The organism is Kribbella sp. NPDC003505 (assembly GCF_040610875.1).
Taxonomy (GTDB): Bacteria; Actinomycetota; Actinomycetes; order Propionibacteriales; family Kribbellaceae; genus Kribbella.
On sequence record NZ_JBEXNA010000005.1, the window covers coordinates 447,356 to 468,348 of the forward strand.

23 protein-coding genes are annotated in these 20,993 nt (G+C 69.7%); 3 read left to right on the top strand and 20 right to left on the bottom strand.

Annotated features, from left to right (window positions below):
* Positions 1-50: 50 nt before the first annotated feature.
* The gene (locus ABZX12_RS20110; protein WP_355695063.1) at positions 51-644 is read left to right on the top strand and encodes a hypothetical protein; all 594 of its coding nucleotides are present in this window, start codon (positions 51-53) and stop codon (positions 642-644) included.
* Here ABZX12_RS20110 and ABZX12_RS20115 read toward each other — a convergent pair.
* The 20 genes from ABZX12_RS20115 to ABZX12_RS20210 all read right to left on the bottom strand — a co-directional run bounded on the left by ABZX12_RS20115 (position 620) and on the right by ABZX12_RS20210 (position 19,038).
* Entirely contained in the window at positions 620-979 is a 360-nt protein-coding gene (locus ABZX12_RS20115; RefSeq protein WP_355695065.1) for a VOC family protein, read from the bottom strand. The genes ABZX12_RS20110 and ABZX12_RS20115 overlap by 25 nt on opposite strands.
* A gap of 35 nt (positions 980-1,014) precedes the next feature.
* Positions 1,015-2,205: a Gfo/Idh/MocA family oxidoreductase gene (locus ABZX12_RS20120; RefSeq protein ID WP_355695067.1), complete on the bottom strand. Its 1,191-nt coding sequence runs from the start codon at positions 2,203-2,205 to the stop codon at positions 1,015-1,017.
* A gap of 139 nt (positions 2,206-2,344) precedes the next feature.
* Entirely contained in the window at positions 2,345-3,016 is a 672-nt protein-coding gene (locus ABZX12_RS20125; protein WP_355695069.1) for a glycerophosphodiester phosphodiesterase family protein, read from the bottom strand.
* On the bottom strand, positions 3,013-4,329 hold the full coding sequence (locus ABZX12_RS20130) for an ABC transporter substrate-binding protein (RefSeq protein ID WP_355695071.1): 1,317 nt from the start codon (positions 4,327-4,329) through the stop codon (positions 3,013-3,015). The genes ABZX12_RS20125 and ABZX12_RS20130 overlap by 4 nt, the downstream gene beginning before the upstream one ends.
* A gap of 2 nt (positions 4,330-4,331) precedes the next feature.
* Positions 4,332-5,144, bottom strand: a complete 813-nt coding sequence (locus tag ABZX12_RS20135) for a carbohydrate ABC transporter permease (protein WP_355695072.1) — start codon at positions 5,142-5,144, stop codon at positions 4,332-4,334.
* Positions 5,141-6,091, bottom strand: coding sequence for a sugar ABC transporter permease (locus tag ABZX12_RS20140; RefSeq protein ID WP_355695074.1), 951 nt, complete (start codon positions 6,089-6,091; stop codon positions 5,141-5,143). The genes ABZX12_RS20135 and ABZX12_RS20140 overlap by 4 nt, the downstream gene beginning before the upstream one ends.
* Entirely contained in the window at positions 6,088-6,921 is an 834-nt protein-coding gene (locus tag ABZX12_RS20145) for an inositol monophosphatase family protein (RefSeq protein ID WP_355695076.1), read from the bottom strand. Before ABZX12_RS20145 ends, ABZX12_RS20140 begins: the two co-directional genes overlap by 4 nt.
* A gap of 41 nt (positions 6,922-6,962) precedes the next feature.
* Positions 6,963-8,342 (bottom strand): MFS transporter, encoded by a 1,380-nt coding sequence (locus tag ABZX12_RS20150; RefSeq protein ID WP_355695078.1) that lies wholly within the window; start codon positions 8,340-8,342, stop codon positions 6,963-6,965.
* 85 nt (positions 8,343-8,427) lie between these two features.
* Complete coding sequence (locus tag ABZX12_RS20155; RefSeq protein WP_355695080.1) at positions 8,428-8,859, bottom strand: MarR family transcriptional regulator; 432 nt, start codon at positions 8,857-8,859, stop codon at positions 8,428-8,430.
* A gap of 22 nt (positions 8,860-8,881) precedes the next feature.
* Complete coding sequence (locus ABZX12_RS20160) at positions 8,882-9,577, bottom strand: MgtC/SapB family protein (protein ID WP_355695082.1); 696 nt, start codon at positions 9,575-9,577, stop codon at positions 8,882-8,884.
* Positions 9,578-9,722: 145 nt separating this feature from the next.
* Positions 9,723-10,736, bottom strand: a complete 1,014-nt coding sequence (locus tag ABZX12_RS20165; RefSeq protein ID WP_355695084.1) for a 2-hydroxyacid dehydrogenase — start codon at positions 10,734-10,736, stop codon at positions 9,723-9,725.
* Positions 10,733-12,193, bottom strand: coding sequence for an FGGY family carbohydrate kinase (locus tag ABZX12_RS20170; protein ID WP_355695086.1), 1,461 nt, complete (start codon positions 12,191-12,193; stop codon positions 10,733-10,735). Before ABZX12_RS20170 ends, ABZX12_RS20165 begins: the two co-directional genes overlap by 4 nt.
* Before the next feature lie 14 nt (positions 12,194-12,207).
* Entirely contained in the window at positions 12,208-13,008 is an 801-nt protein-coding gene (locus ABZX12_RS20175) for a DeoR/GlpR family DNA-binding transcription regulator (RefSeq protein ID WP_355695088.1), read from the bottom strand.
* Positions 13,005-13,622: a histidine phosphatase family protein gene (locus ABZX12_RS20180; RefSeq protein WP_355695090.1), complete on the bottom strand. Its 618-nt coding sequence runs from the start codon at positions 13,620-13,622 to the stop codon at positions 13,005-13,007. Before ABZX12_RS20180 ends, ABZX12_RS20175 begins: the two co-directional genes overlap by 4 nt.
* Positions 13,619-14,953 (bottom strand): FGGY-family carbohydrate kinase, encoded by a 1,335-nt coding sequence (locus ABZX12_RS20185; protein WP_355695092.1) that lies wholly within the window; start codon positions 14,951-14,953, stop codon positions 13,619-13,621. Before ABZX12_RS20185 ends, ABZX12_RS20180 begins: the two co-directional genes overlap by 4 nt.
* A gap of 142 nt (positions 14,954-15,095) precedes the next feature.
* Positions 15,096-15,329 carry a hypothetical protein gene (locus ABZX12_RS20190; RefSeq protein ID WP_355695094.1) on the bottom strand — a complete coding sequence of 78 codons (234 nt, stop codon included), beginning with the start codon at positions 15,327-15,329 and terminating at the stop codon, positions 15,096-15,098.
* Positions 15,330-15,622: 293 nt separating this feature from the next.
* Positions 15,623-15,691 carry an excalibur calcium-binding domain-containing protein gene (locus tag ABZX12_RS20195; protein ID WP_355695453.1) on the bottom strand — a complete coding sequence of 23 codons (69 nt, stop codon included), beginning with the start codon at positions 15,689-15,691 and terminating at the stop codon, positions 15,623-15,625.
* Complete coding sequence (locus tag ABZX12_RS20200) at positions 15,678-16,094, bottom strand: hypothetical protein (protein ID WP_355695096.1); 417 nt, start codon at positions 16,092-16,094, stop codon at positions 15,678-15,680. The genes ABZX12_RS20195 and ABZX12_RS20200 overlap by 14 nt, the downstream gene beginning before the upstream one ends.
* 50 nt (positions 16,095-16,144) lie before the next feature.
* Positions 16,145-18,787 (bottom strand): hypothetical protein, encoded by a 2,643-nt coding sequence (locus ABZX12_RS20205; protein ID WP_355695098.1) that lies wholly within the window; start codon positions 18,785-18,787, stop codon positions 16,145-16,147.
* Between the two features lie 26 nt (positions 18,788-18,813).
* Complete coding sequence (locus ABZX12_RS20210) at positions 18,814-19,038, bottom strand: hypothetical protein (RefSeq protein WP_355695100.1); 225 nt, start codon at positions 19,036-19,038, stop codon at positions 18,814-18,816.
* A 140-nt stretch (positions 19,039-19,178) separates the two neighbouring features.
* On the opposite strand from ABZX12_RS20210, the gene ABZX12_RS20215 reads away from it, so the two are divergent.
* Together ABZX12_RS20215 and ABZX12_RS20220 are read left to right on the top strand one after the other, a co-directional pair.
* On the top strand, positions 19,179-19,460 hold the full coding sequence (locus tag ABZX12_RS20215) for a hypothetical protein (protein WP_355695102.1): 282 nt from the start codon (positions 19,179-19,181) through the stop codon (positions 19,458-19,460).
* A gap of 119 nt (positions 19,461-19,579) precedes the next feature.
* A complete protein-coding gene (locus tag ABZX12_RS20220) occupies positions 19,580-20,983 on the top strand; it encodes a family 43 glycosylhydrolase (protein ID WP_355695104.1) in 1,404 nt (467 codons plus the stop codon).
* The last annotated feature ends 10 nt before the right edge of the window (positions 20,984-20,993 follow it).

The following is a 20,993-nucleotide window of genomic DNA, read 5'->3' on the forward strand; positions in this document are numbered from 1 at the left end:
GCACCAAGGGGAGAATGGAACTGCCTGCGCCACGCCCTGTCCTGTGGCCGTTGCGTCCACTGGAATCCGCGGCCGTCTCCACCTCGTCCGACGAGAGCCGCACCCTCGTCACCATCACGCACTCACCACTCGAGCAAGTCACGCCCGAGATGCTCGCGTGGTGGTACACCCATGTGCCGGGCGACATGCGGTACGCCGGCACGACCTGGCCGCGGTACCTGGTTTGGCACCCGCTCGACCACATCTCGTACGAGGCGACCACACCCGGCCGGATCGAACCGGGCGCCCGGCTGCACATCAAGGAAGCACTGGGGCGTGACCCGGCAATGCTGCTCGACCTGGAGGTCATGGTCGAGACCGTCGACAGCCAGTGCGCCGTGATCAGCAAGCGGATGCTCGGCAGCTCGATGGTCCGGCTCGAGAACGAGTTCATCCGCACCAGTTCAGGGTGCCGCTACACGACCCACCTGACGATCGGCGACACCACGCCGCTGGCCCGCCTGTTCCTCAACCGGACCGCCCACAAGCGCGCGTTCCCCGGCCCCAAGCTCTCCGCCTGGATCCGCCACCACGTCGAGGAGATCGGCAACCTGGAGAACTTCCTCCCGGACCTCTACCGCTACCGCGCCGACCGCGAGCCTTGACCGACCGGCGCCCCGCCGTACGAGACCTCGTTCCCGTCCGGGTCGAAGAACGTCGCGTGCCGCACACCGTTCTCGTACGTCTCCCGCACCGCGGGCTCCAGACCACGCTCGGCGATCCCTTTCAGGGTGCCCTCGAAGTCCTCGACGAACAGCGTGTGCTGCGCATGCCCCGCATGCTCCGGCACCACCTCGATGTAGAGGAACCGGTGCTCCCCCAGCTCCCACACCGCCTCGACGTCGTTCGGCAGGAAGCTCGGCGGCCCTCCGAGCAACTTCTGATACCAGGCGAGGGCCACGTCGTAGTCACGAACGGAGACTCCGGCAAACAGATCCATACCGGATCGTATCTGCCGGAGTCTCGTGCCCTCGGTCAGGCGGGGGCGTCGCCGTGGTCGGGTATTTCCAGTTGGACGCCGCCTTGCAGGGCGGACTGGTGGGCGTAGATGCCGGGGAGGGTGTAGCGGGCGGAGACCCAGGCGTTGATCGGCGGGAGGGTCTTGTCGGCGACCGCGCGGACGAAATCGTCGGCGAGGAAGTGGTGGGAGCCCTCGTGGCCGTTGTGCAGGCCGGCGAACTCCTCCGGCAGGCGGGAGCGGTCGTGGACCGGGGACAGGCCGGACCGGAACGCGTCGCGCAGCGCGGGGTCGACGTTCTCGAGGTCGGCGTCGTCGCCCGTCGCCTTGGTCTCCATCAGCTGCGAGACGTCCTCGACGCCTTCCTTGGTCTGCCACAGCGTCGTGGTGGCGAGCTGCTCGAAGCTGCCCTCGGTGCCGAACACCCGCAGCCGCGACTCGCGGATGTGCGACGGGTACCCGACCCGGCGCATCTCGTTGGTCCGCATGATGCTGCCGTCGGCGAGCTTGAACAGTGCGGTCGCGTTCGAGAAGTCGTTGTCGAACTGGCTGACGTCCTTGTCGAACACCCCGTCGCCGCGGTCGTCCTTGACGCCGATCGCCGACACGTGCGTGGCGTGCTGGCCGGTCACCGAGAGAACGTTGCCGACGGCGTGCGTCGGGTAGAGCAGCGGCGGGAACGACGCGGTCTTCTTCCAGTCCTCGCCGCCGGAGTACTGGTACGCCGCGTAGAACCCGAGGTCCATGTCGTGGACGTAGTCGCCCTCGCTGTAGAACACCCGGCCGAACGCGCCGTCGGCGAGCTTCTGCCGGCAGTACACCGAGGACGGGTAGTAGTAGCTGGTCTCACCCATCATGTAGGTGAGCCCGGTCTCCTTGACCAGCTCGATGATGCGCGCGATCTGGTCGGCCTCGATCGCCATCGGGACCGTCGAGTACACGTGCTTGCCGGCCTCGAGCGCCTTGATCGCCATCTCGCCGTGCAGCCAGCGCTGGGTGAAGATCGCGACCGCGTCCACGTCCGACTCGAGCATCTCCTCGAACGACGCGTGCGTCACTGTGATGCCCTGCTTGGCGGCCATCTGCGCTGTCCGCTCCGGGATGACGTCGGTCAGCCGCACCTCGGACACGTCCGGGTGCGCGGACCACAGCCGCAGGAACGAAGGAGCGAACTGGCCGGCCCCGACCACACCGATGCTGATTCCCATGCGGAAGAGCCAATCACACATTTATGTTCCACGGAAGAACAAATTCGCACGTTGAAATGTGTGCTCTGGATCACTTTGTGCACCAGGTCCGTACGGCGGGGCGCCCGGAGTGCGGATCCGGTGCACAAAGTGCGCGGGGTCAGGGCCTGAGCGCCTGGGGGTGGTCGGTGGTGATGCCGTCGACGCCCAGGGCGGTGGCCTCGGCGAGGGTGGCCGCGTCGGGGACCGGCCAGGCGGTGGCCAGCAGGCCGGCCGCGTGGATCTCGGCGACGCCCTCGGCGGTCAGGCCGGCGATGCCGCACAGGGCCCACGAAGCGCCGGCCGCGCGGGTGCGGGCGACGACCTCCGCGATCTCCGGCGTCCGGCCGAAGATGTGCCCGGTCGTCACGTCCGGGAACGCCTCCCGGACCGCAAGCAGGATCTCCGGGTGGAACGACGTGACCAGGGTCCGCTCGGCCAGCGACCGGTCCGCCTTCAGGGACTGCGCGAGCAGCGGTACGGCGGCCTCCGCCTTCACCTCCGCCTGGAACCGGACGTCGATCGCGGCGACCGTCTCCGCCCAGGTCGGCACCTGCTCGCCGAGGCCCGCGTCGAGCGCCCGCAGCTCGGCCAGCGTCAACGAGGCCACCTCACCCGTCCCGGAGGTGGTGCGGTCGACGGTGGCGTCGTGCATGATCACGAGCTCGCCGTCCGCACTCACCCGCAGGTCGAGCTCGATCTCGTCGCAGCCGTCCGCGACCGCCCGCCGGAACGAGCGCAGCGTGTTCTCCGGTTCCGTCCCGAGCGAACCCCGGTGGCCGGTGATGATCACAGAACCTTCTCCTCGTAGAGCCGCTGGACCTCGTCGCCGATCGCCTCGAGCCGGCGCGCTACCGAGGCGAACACTTTCTTCGGCTGCGCGTTGTCGGCGTAGATCTGCTGCAGTCCGGTGTAGATCTGGACGTTCGCGTTCCGTCCGTACAGCCGGATCGCGTCCTGCTGCCGGGCGTTCTCCAGCTGCGCGATCGCGACACCGTAGTTGGGCTGCTCCGCGATCAGCTTCTTCAGCTCGGCGTCCTCGCGCGCCTTGTTCACCACCGGCAGGTAGCCGGTCTGCGTCGTCCACCAGGCCGAGTTCTCCGGCGTGGCCAGGAACTGCAGGAAAGTCGCCGCGGCCTGTTTCCGTTCGGCGGAAATGTTCCGCAGCATCCCGATCCCGCCGCCGCCGGTGGCGATCCCGGCCGCGACCTCGGACGGGATGAACCCGGCGCCGACCTTGAACTTCGCCTTGCTGGTGATGGTCTTCATGCCGCCGGTCGACTCCTGGATCACGCCGACCAAGCCGTTCGCGAAGTCCGTGCTCGGGCTGCTCGCCATGTACGCCGCCCCGAGCTCGTGCACCATCTCGCGCTGCCAGTCGCCGGCCGCGACCGCCCCGGCCTCGTCGATCGTCACGTCGAGGCCCTTCGAGTAGGCGCCGCCGAACTGCCACACGTTGCCCTGGAACTGCCAGTCGCCGTCGATCTTCGCGAACGCGATCGTCCGCAGCGACCGCCCGCCGGACTGCACCTTGGCCAGCTCGGGCACCCAGGACCGCAGCTCGCTCCAGGTCCGCGGCACCCGGTCCGGCAGCCCGGCCTTCGCGAACGCGTCCCGGTTGTAGTACATGATCGGCGTACTGCGGGCGAACGGTACCGCCCAGCTCTGCCCCCTCACGACGTACTCGCCGAACAGCTTCTCCTGGAAGACGCCGGGGCCGAACCCGTCGTTGAAGTAGCCGTTCAGCGGCTCGAGCGCCTCGTTCAGGAAGAACCGTTCCCAGGTGACGTCGGACAGGACGGCGAGGTCGGGCGCCTGCTTCGCGACCAGCGCGGCGGCGACCTTCTGCGCGACGTCGTCGTAGCTGCCCTGGAACTGCACCTCGACGTACACGTCCTGCTGAGAGTCGTTGAACTTGGCAACGAGCTTGTCGACCGCCTTGCCGTTCACGCCGCCGTACGGCGACCAGAAGACCACCCTGGTCCGCTTCGCGTACTTCGACGGCACCTCGCCGGCCGGCTGTGAATAGATCGCGTCCACGGAGCGGTAGCCGCAGCCCGCCAGCCCCAGCGCCGCGGTGACCCCGAGGAAAGTACGACGTCGCATGCTCATCCCTTCAGAGCTCCGGCCGTGATCCCGCCGACGATGTAGCGCTGCGCGACCAGGAAGATCAGCAGCATCGGCGCGAGCACCAGCAGCGTGCCGGCCATGATCGTGCCCCAGGCCGCCAGGCCCTCCTCGTCCTTGAGGATCAGCAGCCCGACGGGCAGCGTCCGCATCGACGCGGTGTTGGTGACGATCAACGGCCAGACGAAGTTGTTCCACTCCTCCACCGCGGTGATCACGACGACCGTGATCAGCATCGGCCGCGACATCGGGAGTACGACGCGCCACAGGGTGCGCAGGTGTCCCGCGCCGTCGACCGCGGCCGCGTCCGTCACTTCGGTGGGCAGGGTGAGGAAGTGCTGCCGCATCAGGAACGTCGCGAACGCGGAGCCGATGCCCGGGATGATCAGCCCGGCGTAGGTGTTGATCCAGCCGAGCGTCGCCACCGTCAGGTAGTTCGGCAGCAGGGTCACGTGGCCGGGCACCATCATCGCGCCGAGCACGGCGAAGAACAGGATCTTCTTGAACGGGAACCGCAGGTAGGCGAAGGCGTACGCCGTCAGCACGGCGTTGACCACCTTCAGCGCGGTCCCGATCACCGTGATGATCGTGGAGTTCAGGAAGAACCGGTCGAACGGCGCGGCCTTCCAGGCCAGGCTGAAGTTCTCCCAGGTCAGGTGCGGCCACCAGGCCGGCGGCCACTGGTAGATCTGCGTCGGCTGCTTGAACGCCGTGGACAGCAACCAGTACAGCGGTCCGAGGAACACGGCCGCCACACCGATCAGTACGACGTACTGGATCGCGCGTGTCTTCATCGGTAGTGCACCCGCCTCTCCATCACCCGGGCCTGCACGGTGGTGACGAGCAGCAGGATGACGAACATGATGATCGACAGCGTCGCCGCGCGGCCCGCGTTGAACGCCTGGAATCCCTCGTTGTAGATCGACCAGCTCAGCGTGGTGGTGGCATCACCAGGGCCGCCACCGGTCATCACCGCGATCACGTCGAAGGCCTGGAACGTGCCGATCACCGTGGTGATCAGCAGGAAGAAGGTGATCGGGGCGAGCAGCGGCAGCTTGATCGACCGGAACCGCGTCCAGGTCGACGCGCCGTCGATCGCGGCCGCCTCGTCGAGCTCCTTCGGTAGGCCCTGCAGGCCGGCGAGGTAGATCAGCGCGGCGAACCCGACGTTCTTCCACAGGTAGACGATGACCAGCCCCGGCAGCGCCCAGTCGGAGTTGTTCATCCAGTCCGGCGGCTCGGCGCCGAACGGCTCGATCAGCGCGCGCATCAGGCCGTAGCCGGGGTCGAAGATGAACGCCCAGATGGTCGCGACCGCGGCGCCGGACAGGATGTGCGGAGCGAACGCGACCGTCCGGACCGCCCCGCGGCCCTTGAGCGGCAGGTTGAACAGGAACGCCAGCGCCAGCCCGATCACCAGGCTGCCGACCACGATCAGGCCGGTGAACACGACCGTGATCCACAGCGTCTTGTGGAACGCCGGGTCGGCCAGTGTCCGGCCGTAGTTGGCCAGGCCCACGAACTTCGGCCGGGCGGCGATCATGTTCCAGTCGGTCAGGCTGAGGAACGCGTTGTAGATGATCGGCCAGTACGCGAAGACCGCGATCACCAGCAGGTTCGGCGCGACCAGCAGCGCGAACAGGCCGTACTCGCGCCGCCGCCGGCGCTTCCGCTGGTCATTGCCTTCGGCAATTGTTCGTTCGTCCGGATGAGTCCGGGCCGGCAGGTCTACTACCGTCATACCGACCTCCTAGTGAGTAACTCGTGAAGCGGGGCGGCCACCGAGGGGGCGGCAGCCAGGATGCCTTGCGGGAAAGCCGTTCCGGCGCCCCGTACGACGGCGGCGCCGGCCTCGCGGGCGATCAGCCCGCCGGCGGCGACGTCCCAGGGCTGGATCACGTGCTCGTAGTACGCGTCCGCCGTACCGTCGGCGACCGAACACAGGTCGAGCGCGGCGGAACCGCCGCGCCGGAGGTCGCGGACGGCGGGCAGCAAGTCTTGCAGAACGGCGGCCTGCTCGGCGCGGCGCTCCGGCAGGTACGAGAAGCCCGTGCACACCAACGCCGTCGCCAACCGTGTCTGCCGCTTCAGGCCCAGTCGCAGCCCGCCGTACCAAATCGTTTGGTACGGCGTGGTGTCCGCGCGGTACGCACCAGCGCCGCGGACAGCGGACCAGGTGGTGCCTGACCGCGGCTGGTGGACGACGCCGGCCAGCGCGCCGTCTTCGTCCTCGACGGCGATCGAGACACACCAGTCGGGGCGGCCGTACAAGTAGTTGACGGTGCCGTCGAGCGGATCGATCACCCAGGTCAGCCCGGTGTTCGAAGGACGCGAAGCCCCTTCCTCACCGAGCAGGCCGTCGTCGGGGCGGGCCGCGGTCAGACCGTCGGTGATCAGCTTCTCGGAGGCGCGGTCGGCCGCGCTGACCGGGTCACTGGCCGAGCTTTTGGTCTCGACACCGGCCGCATCGATCGACAGACTCCGCTGACGGGCCAGGAGCTCCTCGCCCGCCGCGATCGCCAGCCGGACGGCCAGTTCACGCAGGTCAACGGGGTTCAGGGGAGCGGGCATGCCGGTGAAATTATCACCGAACGATGGTTACGTATAGAGAATCACTGTGATTTTCTCACGAAGATCACATCGAGAAGCAGAATCGTTGCAATCCCGCCGACCAACAGGCCGAGCCGGTGCAGGCCCGCGTCGGTCGCCGGACCCGCGAAGACGAGCGCGATCGCCGCGGCGGCGAGGTTCGCCCCGACGTACTGCGAGGTGCGGAACAGGCCCGCCGCGGCACCGGCCACCTCGGGCGGCGCGGCGCGGTAGACCGCCAGCTGGTTGCCGAGCCCGTTGAAACCGTTGGGTACGCCGAGGATCGCGCTGATCAGCACCAACACGACGATCGGCGTACCGGCGTGGACTCCGAACGCGAGCGCGGCTCCGCCGAGCAGGAGACCGGCCGAACCGACCAGCAGGAGCAGGCGTGGCCCGTGCCGCCGGGCGAGGCGGGTGGCGATCGCGACGGTGATCGCGCCGAGGGTGGCGATCGGCAGGACGATCAGGCCTACCCGCGTCGGGTCGAGACCCCGTCCCTGCTCGAGCCAGCCGGGCAGGCCGTAGAAGATCGCGTAGAACGCGACGTACGTGAGCATCGTGCGCAGATAGCCGAGGGAGAGCGGTGCGCTGCGGGCGAGCAGACGGACGTCGACGAACGGCGTCACGGAACGGCGCTCCCACACGACGAAGACGACGGCGAGCGGGACGGCCGCCGCCAGCAGCCACCAGGTCGGGTCTGTGCTCAGCGAGAGCAGGACGAGCATCAGGCCGGTCATCGCGAGCGTGAAGAGGAGCAGCCCGACCAGGTCGATCTCGCGCCAGAGCTTGCGGTCGTCGTCCGCCGGCCTCGGCGGGTCCTTGGGGACGAGGCGCAGTACGGCGCTGCCGGCGACCGCGGCCACCGGGAGATTGACGAGGAAGATCGCCTCCCAGTCGAAGGTGCCGACCAGGAACCCGCCGACGCTCGGGCCGAGCGCGGCCGAGGTCTGCGCGAAGACCGACAGCAGGCCGAGCGCGCCGACCGCGGACGCGCTGCGGCGGTCGGCAATGCGGCGGATCATCGCGACCCCGGCAGGGAACTGCGCACCGGTCCCGATGCCGAGCAGCACCCGCGCCACGATCAGCCAGCCGAGACTCGGCGCCAACGGGGCCAGCGCCGACACCACCGCTACCAGCACGAGCCCGGTGAGGAACACGCGCCTCGCGCCGAGCAGATCAGCCAGCCTCCCGGCCGTCGGCGCCGAGACCGCGGTCGCCAGATACAACCCCGATACCAGCCACTGCGTCTCGGTCCCCGCGTGGAACTCCGCCCCGATCGCCACCAGCGCAACCGCGATCATCGACGAGTTCAACGGCTGCAACAGCGTCCCCAGCCCGACCGACGCGGCGTACCTCGCCGGCACCGCCGCCACGCGAGCCTCCTCGACGACCTTCGTCACGCCGCACCGCCTCCTCCGAGGGGCACTTTGAGCGCGCACCAACCATTTCGGCGGCCCGCAAACGGTTGGTGGGTGCTCAAAGACGTCATTGGGGGACCTTGGCGAGGTTGTTCATCAGGCGGGCGGCCAGGCGGAGGAGTTCTTGTTCGGTGGGGGTGAGGGTGGCTTCCATGGCCTGGGCGAGGAAGGTGTCGCGGCGGCGGCGGTCTTCGTGGACGTGGTCGGCGCCGGTCGGGGTGATCTCCAGCAGGACCTGGCGGCGATCGGCGGGATTATCAGCACGGTTGATGAATCCGGCGGCCACCAGATCTGCGGTGGCGCGCATCATGGCCTGCGGCGTGACGCGCTCGGCCGCGGCGAGGTCGGCATTGGTCATCGGCCCCTCGCGTTCCAGCCACCCCAGGACGTTGAGACGCGAGTAGCTCAGCTCCCCCTCGGGACGCTCCTGACGGAGCCGGCGGACGAGGCGGAACAGGCTGGTGCGGATCTCGTGCGCGGCAACCTCGGAGGCAGGCATACCATCAGCTTAGCTGATGACCTCAATCGTCCTCGTCGTTCCGTAGCCGGACGCCGGTGACGCCGTCGAGGCCGTCGAGCGCGAGCACCAGATTCTGCAGCGGGGCCCGTCCGGAGAACCGCATCGAGGCCCGCACCTGTGGCCGCGCCCCGTCCCGGTGCACCTCGGTCCCGAGCACGGACGCCTCGAACCCCATCGACGTCGCAGTCGCCAGGATCGACCGCAGTACGCCGGCGCCGTCGTCGTACCGCACGGTGACGACGCGGCGCCGGTCCGGCGACGGCAGGAACCGAGCGAGCCGCGCGAACGGGCCGACCGCGACCAGGTGCAGGACGGTCGCGGCGACCGCGAGCACCGGCATCCCGGCGCCGCACGCCATCCCGATCGCGGCGGTCATCCAGATCGTCGCCGCCGTGGTCAGGCCGCGGACCACGTCCCGGCGCATGAAGATCACCCCGGCGCCGAGGAAGCCGACGCCGGAGACGATCTGGGCCGCGATCCGGGACGGGTCGAGATTGACCTCGGTCCCGAGGACGGCGCTGAAGCCGAAGCCGGACACCAGCGTGAACATCGCCGCCCCGGTGCCGACCAGTGTGTGGGTACGCATCCCGGCGCTCTTCTGCCGCACCTGGCGCTCGATGCCGATCACCATCGACAGCACGAACGCGATCAGCAACAGCAGGAGTTCGGTCCAGGTGGTGGAGGTCGCCAACTTCATGATCCGTGTCCTGTTCCCCGCTCACGCGGAGACCTGTCATGGGGCCTCCCGGTCTGGACTGAGGAGCGGCGGGAGCGAAGCGACCAGAGCGACGAGGGAAGACCGGGAGTCACAGCCCCATGACCGCCGCCCCGGAGGGGTGGCATCAGCACCGTCCGACGGGCTCCTTTCCGGCAAGGAAGGCGGCGACTGCCTCGGCGGCGATCGAACCGGCGCGGTGAGCGGTCTGCCGGGTGGCACCGGCCAGGTGCGGTGTCATCACGATGTTGGGCGCGGTCAACAGCCGCGAACCGGCCGGTACCGGCTCGGCCGGGAAGACGTCGAACGCGGCCGCGCCGAGCTGCCCCGACTCCAGCGCGTCCACCGTCGCGTCGTAGTCGAGCAGCCCGCCACGCGCTGTGTTCACCAGCACGGCGCCGCGGGGCATCGCGGCGATCTGCTCCGCACCGATCATCCCGCGGGTCTGGTCGGTCAGGCGCGCGTGCAGGCTGACGACGTCCGACCGGCTCAGCAGGTCGTCGAGCTCCACCAGCTCGATTCCCGCGGGCGCCTCGTCGACGTACGGGTCGGCGACCAGGACGCGGGCGCCGAAGGCGAGCAGCACGCGGGCGACCCGCTGGCCGATCGCGCCGTACCCGACGAGGCCGACGGTCGACCCGTCGAGCTCGATCCCGCACTCGTCGTACGCGTACAGGTCGGAGCGCCATTCGCCCTGCTCCAGCGTCCGCTGCAGCCGGGGAAGGTTGCGCAGGGCACCCATCATCAGCGCGACCGCGTGCTCGGCGGCGGCCACGGCGTTGCGACCCGGCGTCGATGCGACCGCGACACCCCGCTCGGCGGCCGCGGCGAGGTTCACGTTCACCGGGCCGCCGCGGCACACGACCAGGAAGCGCAGGTCCGGCGCGGCGTCCAGCACCCGCTCGGTGAACGGTCCCATCTGGGTGACCGCGAGCTCGACGCCGGCGAGAGCCTCGATCAGCTGGTCCTCCGCGTCGCTCGCCTCGTCCACCTCGGCCACCCGCCCGTACGGCGTCAGCGGCCAGGGCAGCGTGACCTCACCGAACTCGAACGCGACGTCCGGGATCGTGCGCAGCGCCGCGGCGAGCAGGTCGTTGCGCACGAAGTGGTCGCCGGCGAGCAGCGTCTTGACGGTTCTCATCGATCTCCTGAAAAGGTGGGTGCTGGGTCGGACCAGCGCGGGCGGGCCGACTCGATGCGGCGCAGGTAATGGGCGTAGCCCTCGGCGTAGAACGCGGCACGGGCCGGGTCCGGGTCGATCTGACGGGTCTCGGCGATCCACTCGGCTCCGGCGCTGTCCGGATCGGTCGCACGTCGCGCGCAGATCACCGCACCGCGCGCGGCGACCTGCTCGGCCTCGGCCGTGTGCAACGGCGCGTTCAGTACGTCGGCGAGGATCTGCGTCCACTCGCTGCTCCGGGCTCCACCGCCGCACACCGTGACACGGCCGGCCCACCCTGCTGCTTCCAGGCAGTGACGAGCGGCGTACGCGATGCCTTCGCAGGTCGCGCGCACCAGGTCGGCGGTCGTGGTGGACAGCGAGATGCCGTCGATCGTGCCGCGGGCGCGGGTGTCGACGAAGGGTGCGCGTTCACCGGCCTCGGACAGGTACGGCAGGACGGTCACGCCGGACGCGCCGGCCGGGCTGTCCGCCAGCAGGGACGGGAGTTGATCGGTGCCGACGCCGACCAGGGCCAGGACGCGGTCGAGGGCTGCCGTACCGACCATCGCGGGCATCGCGCGGAGCCAGACGCCCGGCGTCCACGTGCCGAGGAACAGGCCGGCGGGCTCGCCGTCGACGGGCAGCTCTCGCGTGACGACCTGGCAGGCCAGCGTGGTGCCGACGGTCAGCAGGGCGTCGCCGGGCTCGGTCACACCGGCGCCCGCCGCCGCGGCCGGGAGGTCATAAGGGCCCGCGGACACCCGAGTCCCGGCCGCCATGCCGGTCGAGTCGTCCCGCAACTCCCCCACCGGCCCAGCGGCAGCCACCGGCGCCAGCAGGTCCCGCACCCCGGACAGACCGGTGGCCGCCAACGCCTCGTCGTCGTACTTCCCCGTCCTGGGATCGAGAAAGGGTGCAGAGGCATCGGACACGTCCGTCGCCCGTACGCCGGTCAGCGCCTGCATCACCACGTCCTTGCAGTACGCCGCCGTACCGGCCCGCTCGATCACGTCGGGCTCTTCGGCCAGGACCGCGGCCAGCAACGGACCGGACGCTCCCGGAAACATTCGGTTTCCGGAACGCCGGAACACGTGTTCCGCAACCCCGTCCGCGGTCCACCGCTCGAGGATGCCGCTGCTCCGCGCGTCCAGCCACGAGATCGCCGGGCGGGTCGGCGTACCGTCGTCGTCGACCAGCCACAACCCGTCACCCTGAGCGGTGACAGCGAGGACGTCGGGGCGCGTGCCCACGGTCGCGGCCAGTTCACTGACCACCTCGTTGACCGAAGCAACTATTTCCGTCGTCTCGTGCTCGAACCGGCCGGGGCTGCGGTGCAACAGCCGGGTCGGCCGGGATGCCTCGGCCAGTGGACGGCCGTCGGCGCTGAACGCGACTGCCTTCGTGACGGTGGTGCCTACGTCAACGCCGACGTCCATACAGACGCCCCCTCCTAGATTTTGGCGACCTCCACGGTCGCGCCGTGGTCGCGCAGCGGGTCGATCAGGGTCTTCGGGGTCTTCTCGTCGACGATCACCACGTCGAAGTCGGTCAACGGGGCCAGCCGGTGCAGGGCGGTGCGCTGCAGCTTCGCGTGATCGACGAGCAGCACCTTGGTCCTCGCCGAGCGCAGCATCGCCCGCTTGACCAGGACGATCTCCTCCTCCTGGTGGAACGCGTGCGTCGCCGACACCGCGGACACCGAGCAGAACAGCAGGTCGGTGTGCAGCGCCTCGACCGCCTCCGCGCACGGCATCCCGCCGAACGAGTCGTGGGTGGCCGAGTAGATCCCGCCGAGCGCCAGCAGTGTGATGTCCCGCAGCTGGGCCAGCTTGGTGATCGCCGGCAGGAAGTTCGTTGCCACGGTCAACGGAGTGATGTCCTCGAACAGGTCCACCAGGGCCAGTGCGCTGGTCGAGTCGTCGAGCATCACCGACATTCCCGGCTCGATCATCGTGCGGGCGTGCCGGGCGATCGCGGCCTTCTCCGCGTGCGCGGTGTTCAGCCGGTACGCGACGTTGCTCTCGAAGACGCTCGTCGGCTGCGCGCTGACGCCGCCGCGGTACTTGCGGACCACCCCTTGCCGCTCGAGCTCGTCCAGGTCGCGGTGCACGGTCATCACGCTCACGCCGAACGCCTCGACCAGGTCGTTCGCCGAGACCGAGCCGTGCTTCACGACGTACGCCGCGATCTCGGCCTGCCGGCGCGCGGGACGACTCAGTTCGGTGGTGTCGCCGTCGACATCCGTTGTCATGCCAGGGTCTCCAAACGCAGAGGAGGAACGTTGTACGCCTCGAGACCCACTGTGCCGTCCTGCCACCGGAAACGCACCAGCGCCGCGGGACCGAGTGCAGGTAGCAGTCTGCGGTAGTCGTTCAGCCGCAGGCCGAGCACCCTGCACACGAGCAGCCGGATCAGCGTGTTGTGGGCGACCGCGAAGACCTTCTGCCCCTCGTGCCGGCGCCCGATCTCGTCGAACACCTCGCGCACCCGATCGGCCGCCGCGGCCGGGTCCTCGCCGCCCGGGAAGTGGTTCCGCACCGGGTCGAGCTCGAACGCCTTGCCCACCGCCGGCGGCAACTCGCTCAGCATCTTGCCCTCGGCAGACCCGAAGTCGACCTCCCGCAGCCGGGCGTCGACCGTCGGCTCCGCCGCGAGGGCCTTCGCGAGTGGTGCGATGGTCTGGCGGGCCCTGAGCATCGGCGAGCACCACAGCGCGTCCGGCGCGTAGTCGAGCGCCCACTCCCTCAGCTGCTGCGCCTGCTGGACGCCGACCTCGTCGATCGGCAGGTCCGTGGAACCGGTGTAGCGGTTGCCGTGATGCCAGGCGGTCCGGCCGTGGCGGGCCAGCACGATCGTGGTCCTCATCCGCGGTACCCCCTGCGGTCGAGTTCGGCGACGAAGGCGCCGTACAGGTCGTCGAGCCGGTCACCGCGCGGCTCGAGGACGCGGTCCACGCGCACCATCCGGCGCGCGGTCCCGGTGAGATCGGTCCCGCCGGACGCGGCCAGGACCGCCATGCCGTACGCCGGATCCGGTACGGCGGGCAGCTCCACGGGTACGCCGAGGACGTCGGCGCGCAACTGGTTCCAGTACCCGCTCCGGGTGGCGCCGCCGGTCAGCGAGACCGAGCGGACCGGGTCGGCTCCGAGTGCCTCGAGGTGCTCGAAGGCGAGACGCTCGACGAAGGCGACACCTTGGAGCACGGCGGCGTAGGTGTGCAGGTCGTCCGGCGTCTCTCCGAGTGTGAAGCGCTCGGCCCGCGGAGCCACGAACGGGAACCGCTCGCCGGTCTTGGTCAGCGGGTAGGTGACGGCCTCGACCGGGTGGGCGGCCCGGTCCAGGGCGTCGAGATCGGCTCCGGGCAGCAGCTCGGTCAGTACGCCGGCGCCGGTGCTGGACGCGCCGCCCGGAAGCCAGCCGCCGTCCGGGTGGCGGTGGCTGTAGACGGCGCCGGTGGGGTCGGTCAGCAGGCGGTCGCTGACACCTTTCAGGACGAGCGTCGTACCGAGGACGGAGTTCCAGGCGCCCGGACTCAGCGCCCCGGCGGCGATCTGGGCGGCGCACCCGTCGGTCATGCCGGCATACACCGGGACGCCGGCCGGCGTGCGGCCGAGCTCGGCGCCGGGGCGGACGACCTCGGGGAAGGCGCTGAGCGGGAGCCCGAGCTTGTCGAACGCCGCGGCCGGCCAGGCGTCGGCGATCAGGTCGTACCCGGTCTTCAACGCGTGGCTGGTGTCGGTGGCGACCGGGTGGCCGACGAGGTGCGCGGCGACGAAGTCGGCACTGTGCACGACGCGCCGGCCGGCGAGGTCGAGATCGAGGATCTTCGGCAGCGCCCACGTCGGCTGCATGCTCGTGGACCAGCGGTCCGGATCGGCGTCCACGATCTGGTCGCGACGGGCGGCCGAGCGCGCGTCGTCGTACATCAGCGCCGGGGTGACGGGGCGGCCGGTGCTGTCGGTCAGCAGGAAGGTACCGGACGTGGAGCAGATCGCGATGCCGTCGAGATCGCTCGCGCCGACCTCGGCCAGGACCTCGTCGACGGCGGTCAGCCAGGCCTGCGGGTCCTGCTCGTGCCGGACGCCGTCCCGGCGACTGCTGAGCGGGCGCGTTGCACGGGACACAACGGCGCCCTTGGCATCGGCCAGCACGGCCCGCACACTTTGCGTGCCGAGGTCGAGACCGATCCAGCCCACGAAGCGCCTCCCAGGTGAGTGTTATCTAGGTTGATAACATAACACCAGAAGACGGTAAGAACGCACCAGCCCCTGACCGAAGGCGGACAAGAGACGGCTCCCGCAGGCCGGTCGGCAGGCGGGAGCCGGTGAGAAGTTCAGGTCAGGAGTGCATGAGGACCAGCGCCGGGTCGACGGTGGCCAGTTCGAGCCGGCCGGCATCGACGGCACCGTAGGCGCCGATCGGACCGCTGCTGCGCCGGCCGTTGCGATTGAGCCAGAAGCGCCAGCCCGCGGGCGGCTCCGGCCAGGTCGGGTCCGGCGTCCAGCCGAGCGGCGGACGCCACTCCGACGTCGGCGGCTCCGGCCAGTCGGGTGGCGGGTTGAACTTGTGCACGAGCGGGTCCCTCCGGATTCCCCAGCGATCCGCTGATCGCGAACTGTCTGACAGATCAACGACCTGACGCACCGAGTGTCACGGATAAATCTTCGTAAAGTTTCATCCGGTATACGGGGACCAATCTCAGCATCGAAAACCCGCCCCGGCAACCGCCCTCTCACCAGCCGGACTGCATGTGCATCGGCACCAGCATTTGTTGCCTCGTCCACAGTGGATCTCCTGGTTGTCCACAGCAATCGCCCGTTTTCCACAGCGGTTGTCCACAGGAAACACGGACCGTGGCAAGTCCTTCACTCGCAGGCCACACCGTCGTTGTCACGATCAAGATGCGAGTCGTACCCCGGCTCACCGCGATGCAACGGCGGGCAACGGCGGCTGCGTAACCGTTGCCGTCGGCCCGGGAACGGTCTGCCGAACCGTGACAGCCGGCCCCGGAACGGTCACGGTCCTCGTCGGCCCTGGCACCGTCACCGGCGCACTGGGAGCCGCCGAGACAGCCGCCGGGCTGTTACTACCGGCGGCCGCAGCCAGGATCACCAGGAACGCGATCCCACCCGCGACCCATCCCGCGACCAGTTTCACCGGCGGCTCGGCCCCGTAGCGCCCGCTCGGCCCGCGGGTGCGCCGTCCCCGTGAGTTCAGCCAGAACGCCCAGCCGGGTGGAGCCGACGGCCAGGTCGGGTCCGGCTGCCAGCCGGATGGCGGTTGCCAGTCGGCGGTCGGCGGGGCCGGCCAGTTCGGTGGTGAGTTGAAAGTTGCCATGGTGTGAGTTCCCCCCCTCGGGGGGTACATCCGGTCACCGTGACGTTGTGTTACAGGTCTTCGAGGCGGGCCTTCACGCGGTGGTGGTCGGTGAGGGAGCCGGCCAGCGTGTAGCCGAGGGAGCGGTACGCCTCGAAGTCCCATTCGTCGTAGAACTGGTCGCCGGTGGTACGGCGCGGGAAGTCGGCGTGCTCGACGGCGTACTGCTCGAGGTCCCAGTCCAGTGGCCCGGCGAGGACCGCCTTGACGAAGAAGATCTCGGTCTTGTACGGCTTCTCCTCGCCGTCCTCGAGCGGATGCGTGGCGATGCCGTACGCCCACGGGCGGTCGGCGCGCGCCTTGGCGCCGCGGACCATCGGCGACGGGTCGATGTCGATCTCGATGCCGTGATCCATCCGGGCCGTGGCGATCGCTTCGGCGAGGGCGGTGAACCGGTCCTCGGCGTCGTTCGACGCGTCGATCGCGATCACCTGCGCGGGCTTGCGGCGCAGCGCCTCGACCAGGCCGAGGTTGTCGTAGTGCCCGCCGTCGGTCACGTAGATGCGGCGCTCGTACATCGACGGCGAGCCGACCGCCTCGTGCAGCAGCCGGTACGGGCCGGGCTTGTCGATCACGCTGCCGACGTACCGCCGGACCTTGGCGACGACGCCGTGCCGGTCCGGGAACGACGCCTCGGCGTGGTTGTTCCAGTACGGGTTCGGCAACCACACGCCGAGCCGCGCGTTCAGGACGGCGAGCAGCAGGCGGACCGGCCGCGTCCTGGCGTTCACCCGGCCGGTGAGCGGGCTGAACGCGGCGCCGCTGATCGCCATCGCCGCCGGCACCGTGACCTCGCGTTTGAGGACGTCGGCCTCGCGCTCGTAGTCGGCCGTCGCGCGGCGGCCGCCGTCCGGCAGCGACCGGTCCCCGACGATGCCGATCTGCTCGGCGTCGAACACGAACGGCACGCAGTCGCGCTGCGTCGGCACGAAGTCCGGGTCGCCGACGTTCGCGACCCCGGCGATGACCAGCTGCGGCCCGCCGTCCAGCGGCTTCCCCCAGTCCGAGTACCGCAGCCGCAGGTGGTAGTCGAGAGCGACCGCGGCGCCGTTGTCCTGCCGCTTCACCAGGAACGCGCGCGACAGCCGCTCACGGTAGAACGAGTGCAGCGAGGTGCGGTTCGCGTCGGTGAGCACCTTGATCGCGAGCGCGATCGCGACCAGCACGAGCGCGACGTTCCAGTCCTGCTGGTACGCCGGATCGGTCGCGTAGCCGCCGGTCCAGCGCAGCAGCACGACGACGGCCGCGAGCACGATGATCGCGCCTCCCGCCCACGGAGCGAGCTTGGTCCGCGCGAACGCCAGCAGCCGCGCGCGCAGCCCGGTCGCCGCCTTGCCCTCGACGGTCAGCCCGTTCCAGACCGACTTCCCCAGCCCGATCAGGACGACCACCAGTGCACCAAAGGAGGCAACTCCCTGTCTTGTTGGGTCCACCAACGCCAGCAGGGCCGACGGCAGGCTCGGCTGATCGGCCGAGTCACCCGGGATCTTCCCCAACAGGTACAGGCCTCCCGGCACGCCGAGGAGCAGGACCGCGACCGGTACGCCGTACCGCAGCGTCACGTTGCCGATGGTGGTGAGGATCGTCCGCACGACGTCGGGCATCCGCGCCCAGCGGTCCCAGACCTTCTCGATCAGGAACATCAGCGCGCTGACCGCGAGCAGGAACACCGACATGCCGACGAAGAACCAGGAATCATCCGGCCGCCAGTCGACCTCGGGGCCGGGCGTGATCACGCCCTGGTCGGCGAGGAACCAGCCGAGCACCCACGCGATCGCGCGCAGCGTGATGCCGATCAGCAGCAGGTTCACCACCAGGCCGAACAGCACCGACAGCGCGGCGCGGAACATCGCCCGGCCGCCCGACAGGAGATAGCGCGTCTGCCGGCGCAGACGCGCGAGCTCGGGCGATCCCGGCGAGAACGGGTCGGTGCAGGTCCGCCGCAGCACGTGGAACGCTGCCGCCATGTAGCCGCCGCCGCTGACGCCGATCACGGTCGACGCCTTGTCGTAGAAGCCGCGCTCGGACAGCAACTGCAACGCGCCGAGACAGAACGACGCCGAGCGGATCCCGCCGCCGGAGCAGGTGATCACGAGCCGGCCGTCGTCCTTGCCGTCGCGCTGCGGGCGCCGGAAAATCGCGGGCTGCGCCAGCTCCACGCCGTACCACTTCCGCTGGCCGAAGCGGCTCGTCGCGATCAGGCACACGGCGAGGATCAACACGCCGGCCACGAACACGGCCCGCATCAGCCACGTGAACCATCCGGTCGACAGCCCGGCGCACGGGCCCGATCCGAAGTCGTCCCACAGCACCACGTTCTCGGCGATGTCGAGGACGGCGGCGGCGAGGACGGTCCAGGAGCCGACGGCCGCGATCGCCTTCCAGGACTGGCGATTCAGGTACCTGACGTACTTGTACGCCCGGTACGCCGCGTACACGCTGGCCAGGACGAACGCCGAGTCGACGAGGATCGAGAGCCGGCCAGGAACCTCACAGCCGGCCGCCGCACCGGCCGCCTCGCCGACCGCGGCCCGCATCGGCAGTTGCACGATCGCGAGCACGACGGCGAGCTGGAGCGTCTTGGTGAAGGTCCGTCGGCGACCGACCTGCTCGATCGTGGCGTCGCCCTTGGTGCCGTCCGATTCCCCGAGCATCGCCCAATCATGCCGGGGCTCGGGGTCTACGCGACCTGCAGAGGCGCCTGGCTGATGCGGGACGGGACCCCGCCGGCGGCGATGCGCTGGTCGAGGGCGGCGAGTTCGGTGCAGGCGAGGGCGATCGCCTCGGCCTGCGTACGGCAGTCGGCGTACCAGAAGGGATCGTCCGGCTGCCGGTCGTCGGCGTCGTCGATGTCGGCGTACCAGCGATCGCACCGGTAGTGCACGACCCGCACCTTGAGCTTCATGGGAGTACGACGTCGCGCGCCGGGCGGCGGGTTCCGGCCTTTCGACCCAGGTCGAATGGCTCCGCCTCCCGGAACCTCGCCGTCGCGCCGTCGCGTCGCAACGGCAGACACAGTGCGACCGAACGGGAACGGAGTCAGCCATGGCCTGGGGACAGAGTAAGCCGCCGAGGGCAGTACGGAAGGCGGCGGAGGCGCTCGAAGCGGCCCAGCAGCGGCAGGTGGACACGCACCAGAACAGCAGGGAGATCCGGCAGCAGATGCGAGGCACAGCCGCGGCGCATCAGGCGATCAGGTCCGGCAATGCGATGAACCGCAGCGCCGACAAGAACGTGCGGAGGGCTGAGAAGGCTCTTGAGCGCGCCGCCGAGAGCGCGGCGAAGAAGGCTGCCGCCAAGGCAGCCAAGAAGGCCCGCGGACGCTAGACCTGCCACATACGGCGGTGGACCGTTCGATCCTCGTGTGAACCGTTTACAACGATGGCAAAGAGACGGTACAACCGAAGGCGAGACCGGTCCGCCCCCCAGGTTTCGAGAGGTGTGTCATGAGATTCGTCCGTGCCGCCGTGATCGCCGCCCTGCTCATCGGTGTCCTCGCGCCGTCCGCATCAGCAGCCGAGCTCCAGGAGAACGCGGTGACCTCCCAGACGTTTCGGAATCCGGTGAACCCGTCGGCGGATCCGTCGCTGATGTTCCACAACGGCCGGTACTACGTCGCGACCACCCGCGGCGACCGAATCGGGATCTGGTCGTCGACCAGCCTGGCGACGCTGCTCGTACAGCCCGAGCAGGTGGTGTGGCGCGACTCCGACCCGAGCCGCAACACGCAGATGTGGGCGCCGGCGTTCCGGCACGTCGGCAACCGCTGGTACATCTACTACACGGCCTCCGACGGCGTGGACGCGAACCACCGGATGTACGTCCTCGAGTCCGCCGGCGACGACCCGCTCGGCCCGTACAGCTTCAAGGCGAAGATCGAGGACTTCGGCGAGTACGCCATCGACGGCGAACCGATCACGGTCAACGGGCAGCAGTACTTCGTCTGGACCGGCCCGGGCCGCGGCCAGGGCGGCCCGGCGCAGCTGTACATCGTCCGGATGAGCAACCCGTGGACCGCGACCGGCGGCCGGGTCGCGATCCCGGCGGACGGCGGATGCACCGAAGTCAGGGAGGGTCCCACCCCGCTGTACGGCGCGACGCGCACGTTCCTGACCTACTCGACCTGCGACACCGGCAAGCCGGACTACCAGCTGTGGATGAAGAGCATCGCGAACGGCGCCGACCCGATGGTCGCGGCGAACTGGGTGCAGCACCCGGGTCCGGTGTTCTCCCGCAACGACGAGACCGGTGTGTGGGGTCCCGGGCATCATTCGTTCTTCAAGTCACCGGACGGGACCGAGGACTGGATCGCCTACCACGGCAAGAACACCAGCACCTACACGTACTCGTACCGCACGACGCGCGTCCAGAAGATCACCTGGAACGCCGACGGTACGCCGAACCTCGGCCGGCCGCTCGCCGCGGGCGCGACCCAGAACCTGCCGTCCGGCGACCCGGGCTCGGCGAACTACTGGATCAACGACACCGACGCGACGGTCAGCTACACCGGCGCGTGGAGCTCCGGATCCGGGTGCGGCAACCAGTGCTTCTGGGGCAACGACCACTGGAGCTGGGAACCGAACGCCACGGCCACGATCCAGTTCACCGGCACGCGCGTCGCCCTGCTGAGCGTCGCGGACACCGGCAACGGGATCGCCGCCGTCTCGGTCGACGGCGGCCCCGAGCAGCGCATCGACTACTACAGCTCGATCCGCGTCGGCGAGCAGCTGATGTACGTCAGCCCGACCTTGCCGTCCGGCCCGCACACCCTGAAGGTGCGCGTGACCGGCGACAAGAACCCCGCCTCGACGAGCGCAGTCATCAGCTTGGACCGCATCGAGGTGTACTGATCGGGCGAGG

Bases quoted from the DNA above. Each gene is read 5' to 3' on its own strand.
- ABZX12_RS20115 (WP_355695065.1), bottom strand. From the start codon at position 979: ATGGATCTGTTTGCCGGAGTCTCCGTTCGTGACTACGACGTGGCCCTC.
- ABZX12_RS20120 (WP_355695067.1), bottom strand. From the start codon at position 2,205: ATGGGAATCAGCATCGGTGTGGTCGGGGCCGGCCAGTTCGCTCCTTCG.
- ABZX12_RS20130 (WP_355695071.1), bottom strand. From the start codon at position 4,329: ATGCGACGTCGTACTTTCCTCGGGGTCACCGCGGCGCTGGGGCTGGCG.
- ABZX12_RS20135 (WP_355695072.1), bottom strand. From the start codon at position 5,144: ATGAAGACACGCGCGATCCAGTACGTCGTACTGATCGGTGTGGCGGCC.
- ABZX12_RS20140 (WP_355695074.1), bottom strand. From the start codon at position 6,091: ATGACGGTAGTAGACCTGCCGGCCCGGACTCATCCGGACGAACGAACA.
- ABZX12_RS20145 (WP_355695076.1), bottom strand. From the start codon at position 6,921: ATGCCCGCTCCCCTGAACCCCGTTGACCTGCGTGAACTGGCCGTCCGG.
- ABZX12_RS20155 (WP_355695080.1), bottom strand. From the start codon at position 8,859: ATGCCTGCCTCCGAGGTTGCCGCGCACGAGATCCGCACCAGCCTGTTC.
- ABZX12_RS20160 (WP_355695082.1), bottom strand. From the start codon at position 9,577: ATGAAGTTGGCGACCTCCACCACCTGGACCGAACTCCTGCTGTTGCTG.
- ABZX12_RS20165 (WP_355695084.1), bottom strand. From the start codon at position 10,736: ATGAGAACCGTCAAGACGCTGCTCGCCGGCGACCACTTCGTGCGCAAC.
- ABZX12_RS20170 (WP_355695086.1), bottom strand. From the start codon at position 12,193: ATGGACGTCGGCGTTGACGTAGGCACCACCGTCACGAAGGCAGTCGCG.
- ABZX12_RS20175 (WP_355695088.1), bottom strand. From the start codon at position 13,008: ATGACAACGGATGTCGACGGCGACACCACCGAACTGAGTCGTCCCGCG.
- ABZX12_RS20180 (WP_355695090.1), bottom strand. From the start codon at position 13,622: ATGAGGACCACGATCGTGCTGGCCCGCCACGGCCGGACCGCCTGGCAT.
- ABZX12_RS20200 (WP_355695096.1), bottom strand. From the start codon at position 16,094: ATGGCAACTTTCAACTCACCACCGAACTGGCCGGCCCCGCCGACCGCC.
- ABZX12_RS20205 (WP_355695098.1), bottom strand. From the start codon at position 18,787: ATGCTCGGGGAATCGGACGGCACCAAGGGCGACGCCACGATCGAGCAG.
- ABZX12_RS20210 (WP_355695100.1), bottom strand. From the start codon at position 19,038: ATGAAGCTCAAGGTGCGGGTCGTGCACTACCGGTGCGATCGCTGGTAC.
- ABZX12_RS20215 (WP_355695102.1), top strand. From the start codon at position 19,179: ATGGCCTGGGGACAGAGTAAGCCGCCGAGGGCAGTACGGAAGGCGGCG.
- ABZX12_RS20220 (WP_355695104.1), top strand. From the start codon at position 19,580: ATGAGATTCGTCCGTGCCGCCGTGATCGCCGCCCTGCTCATCGGTGTC.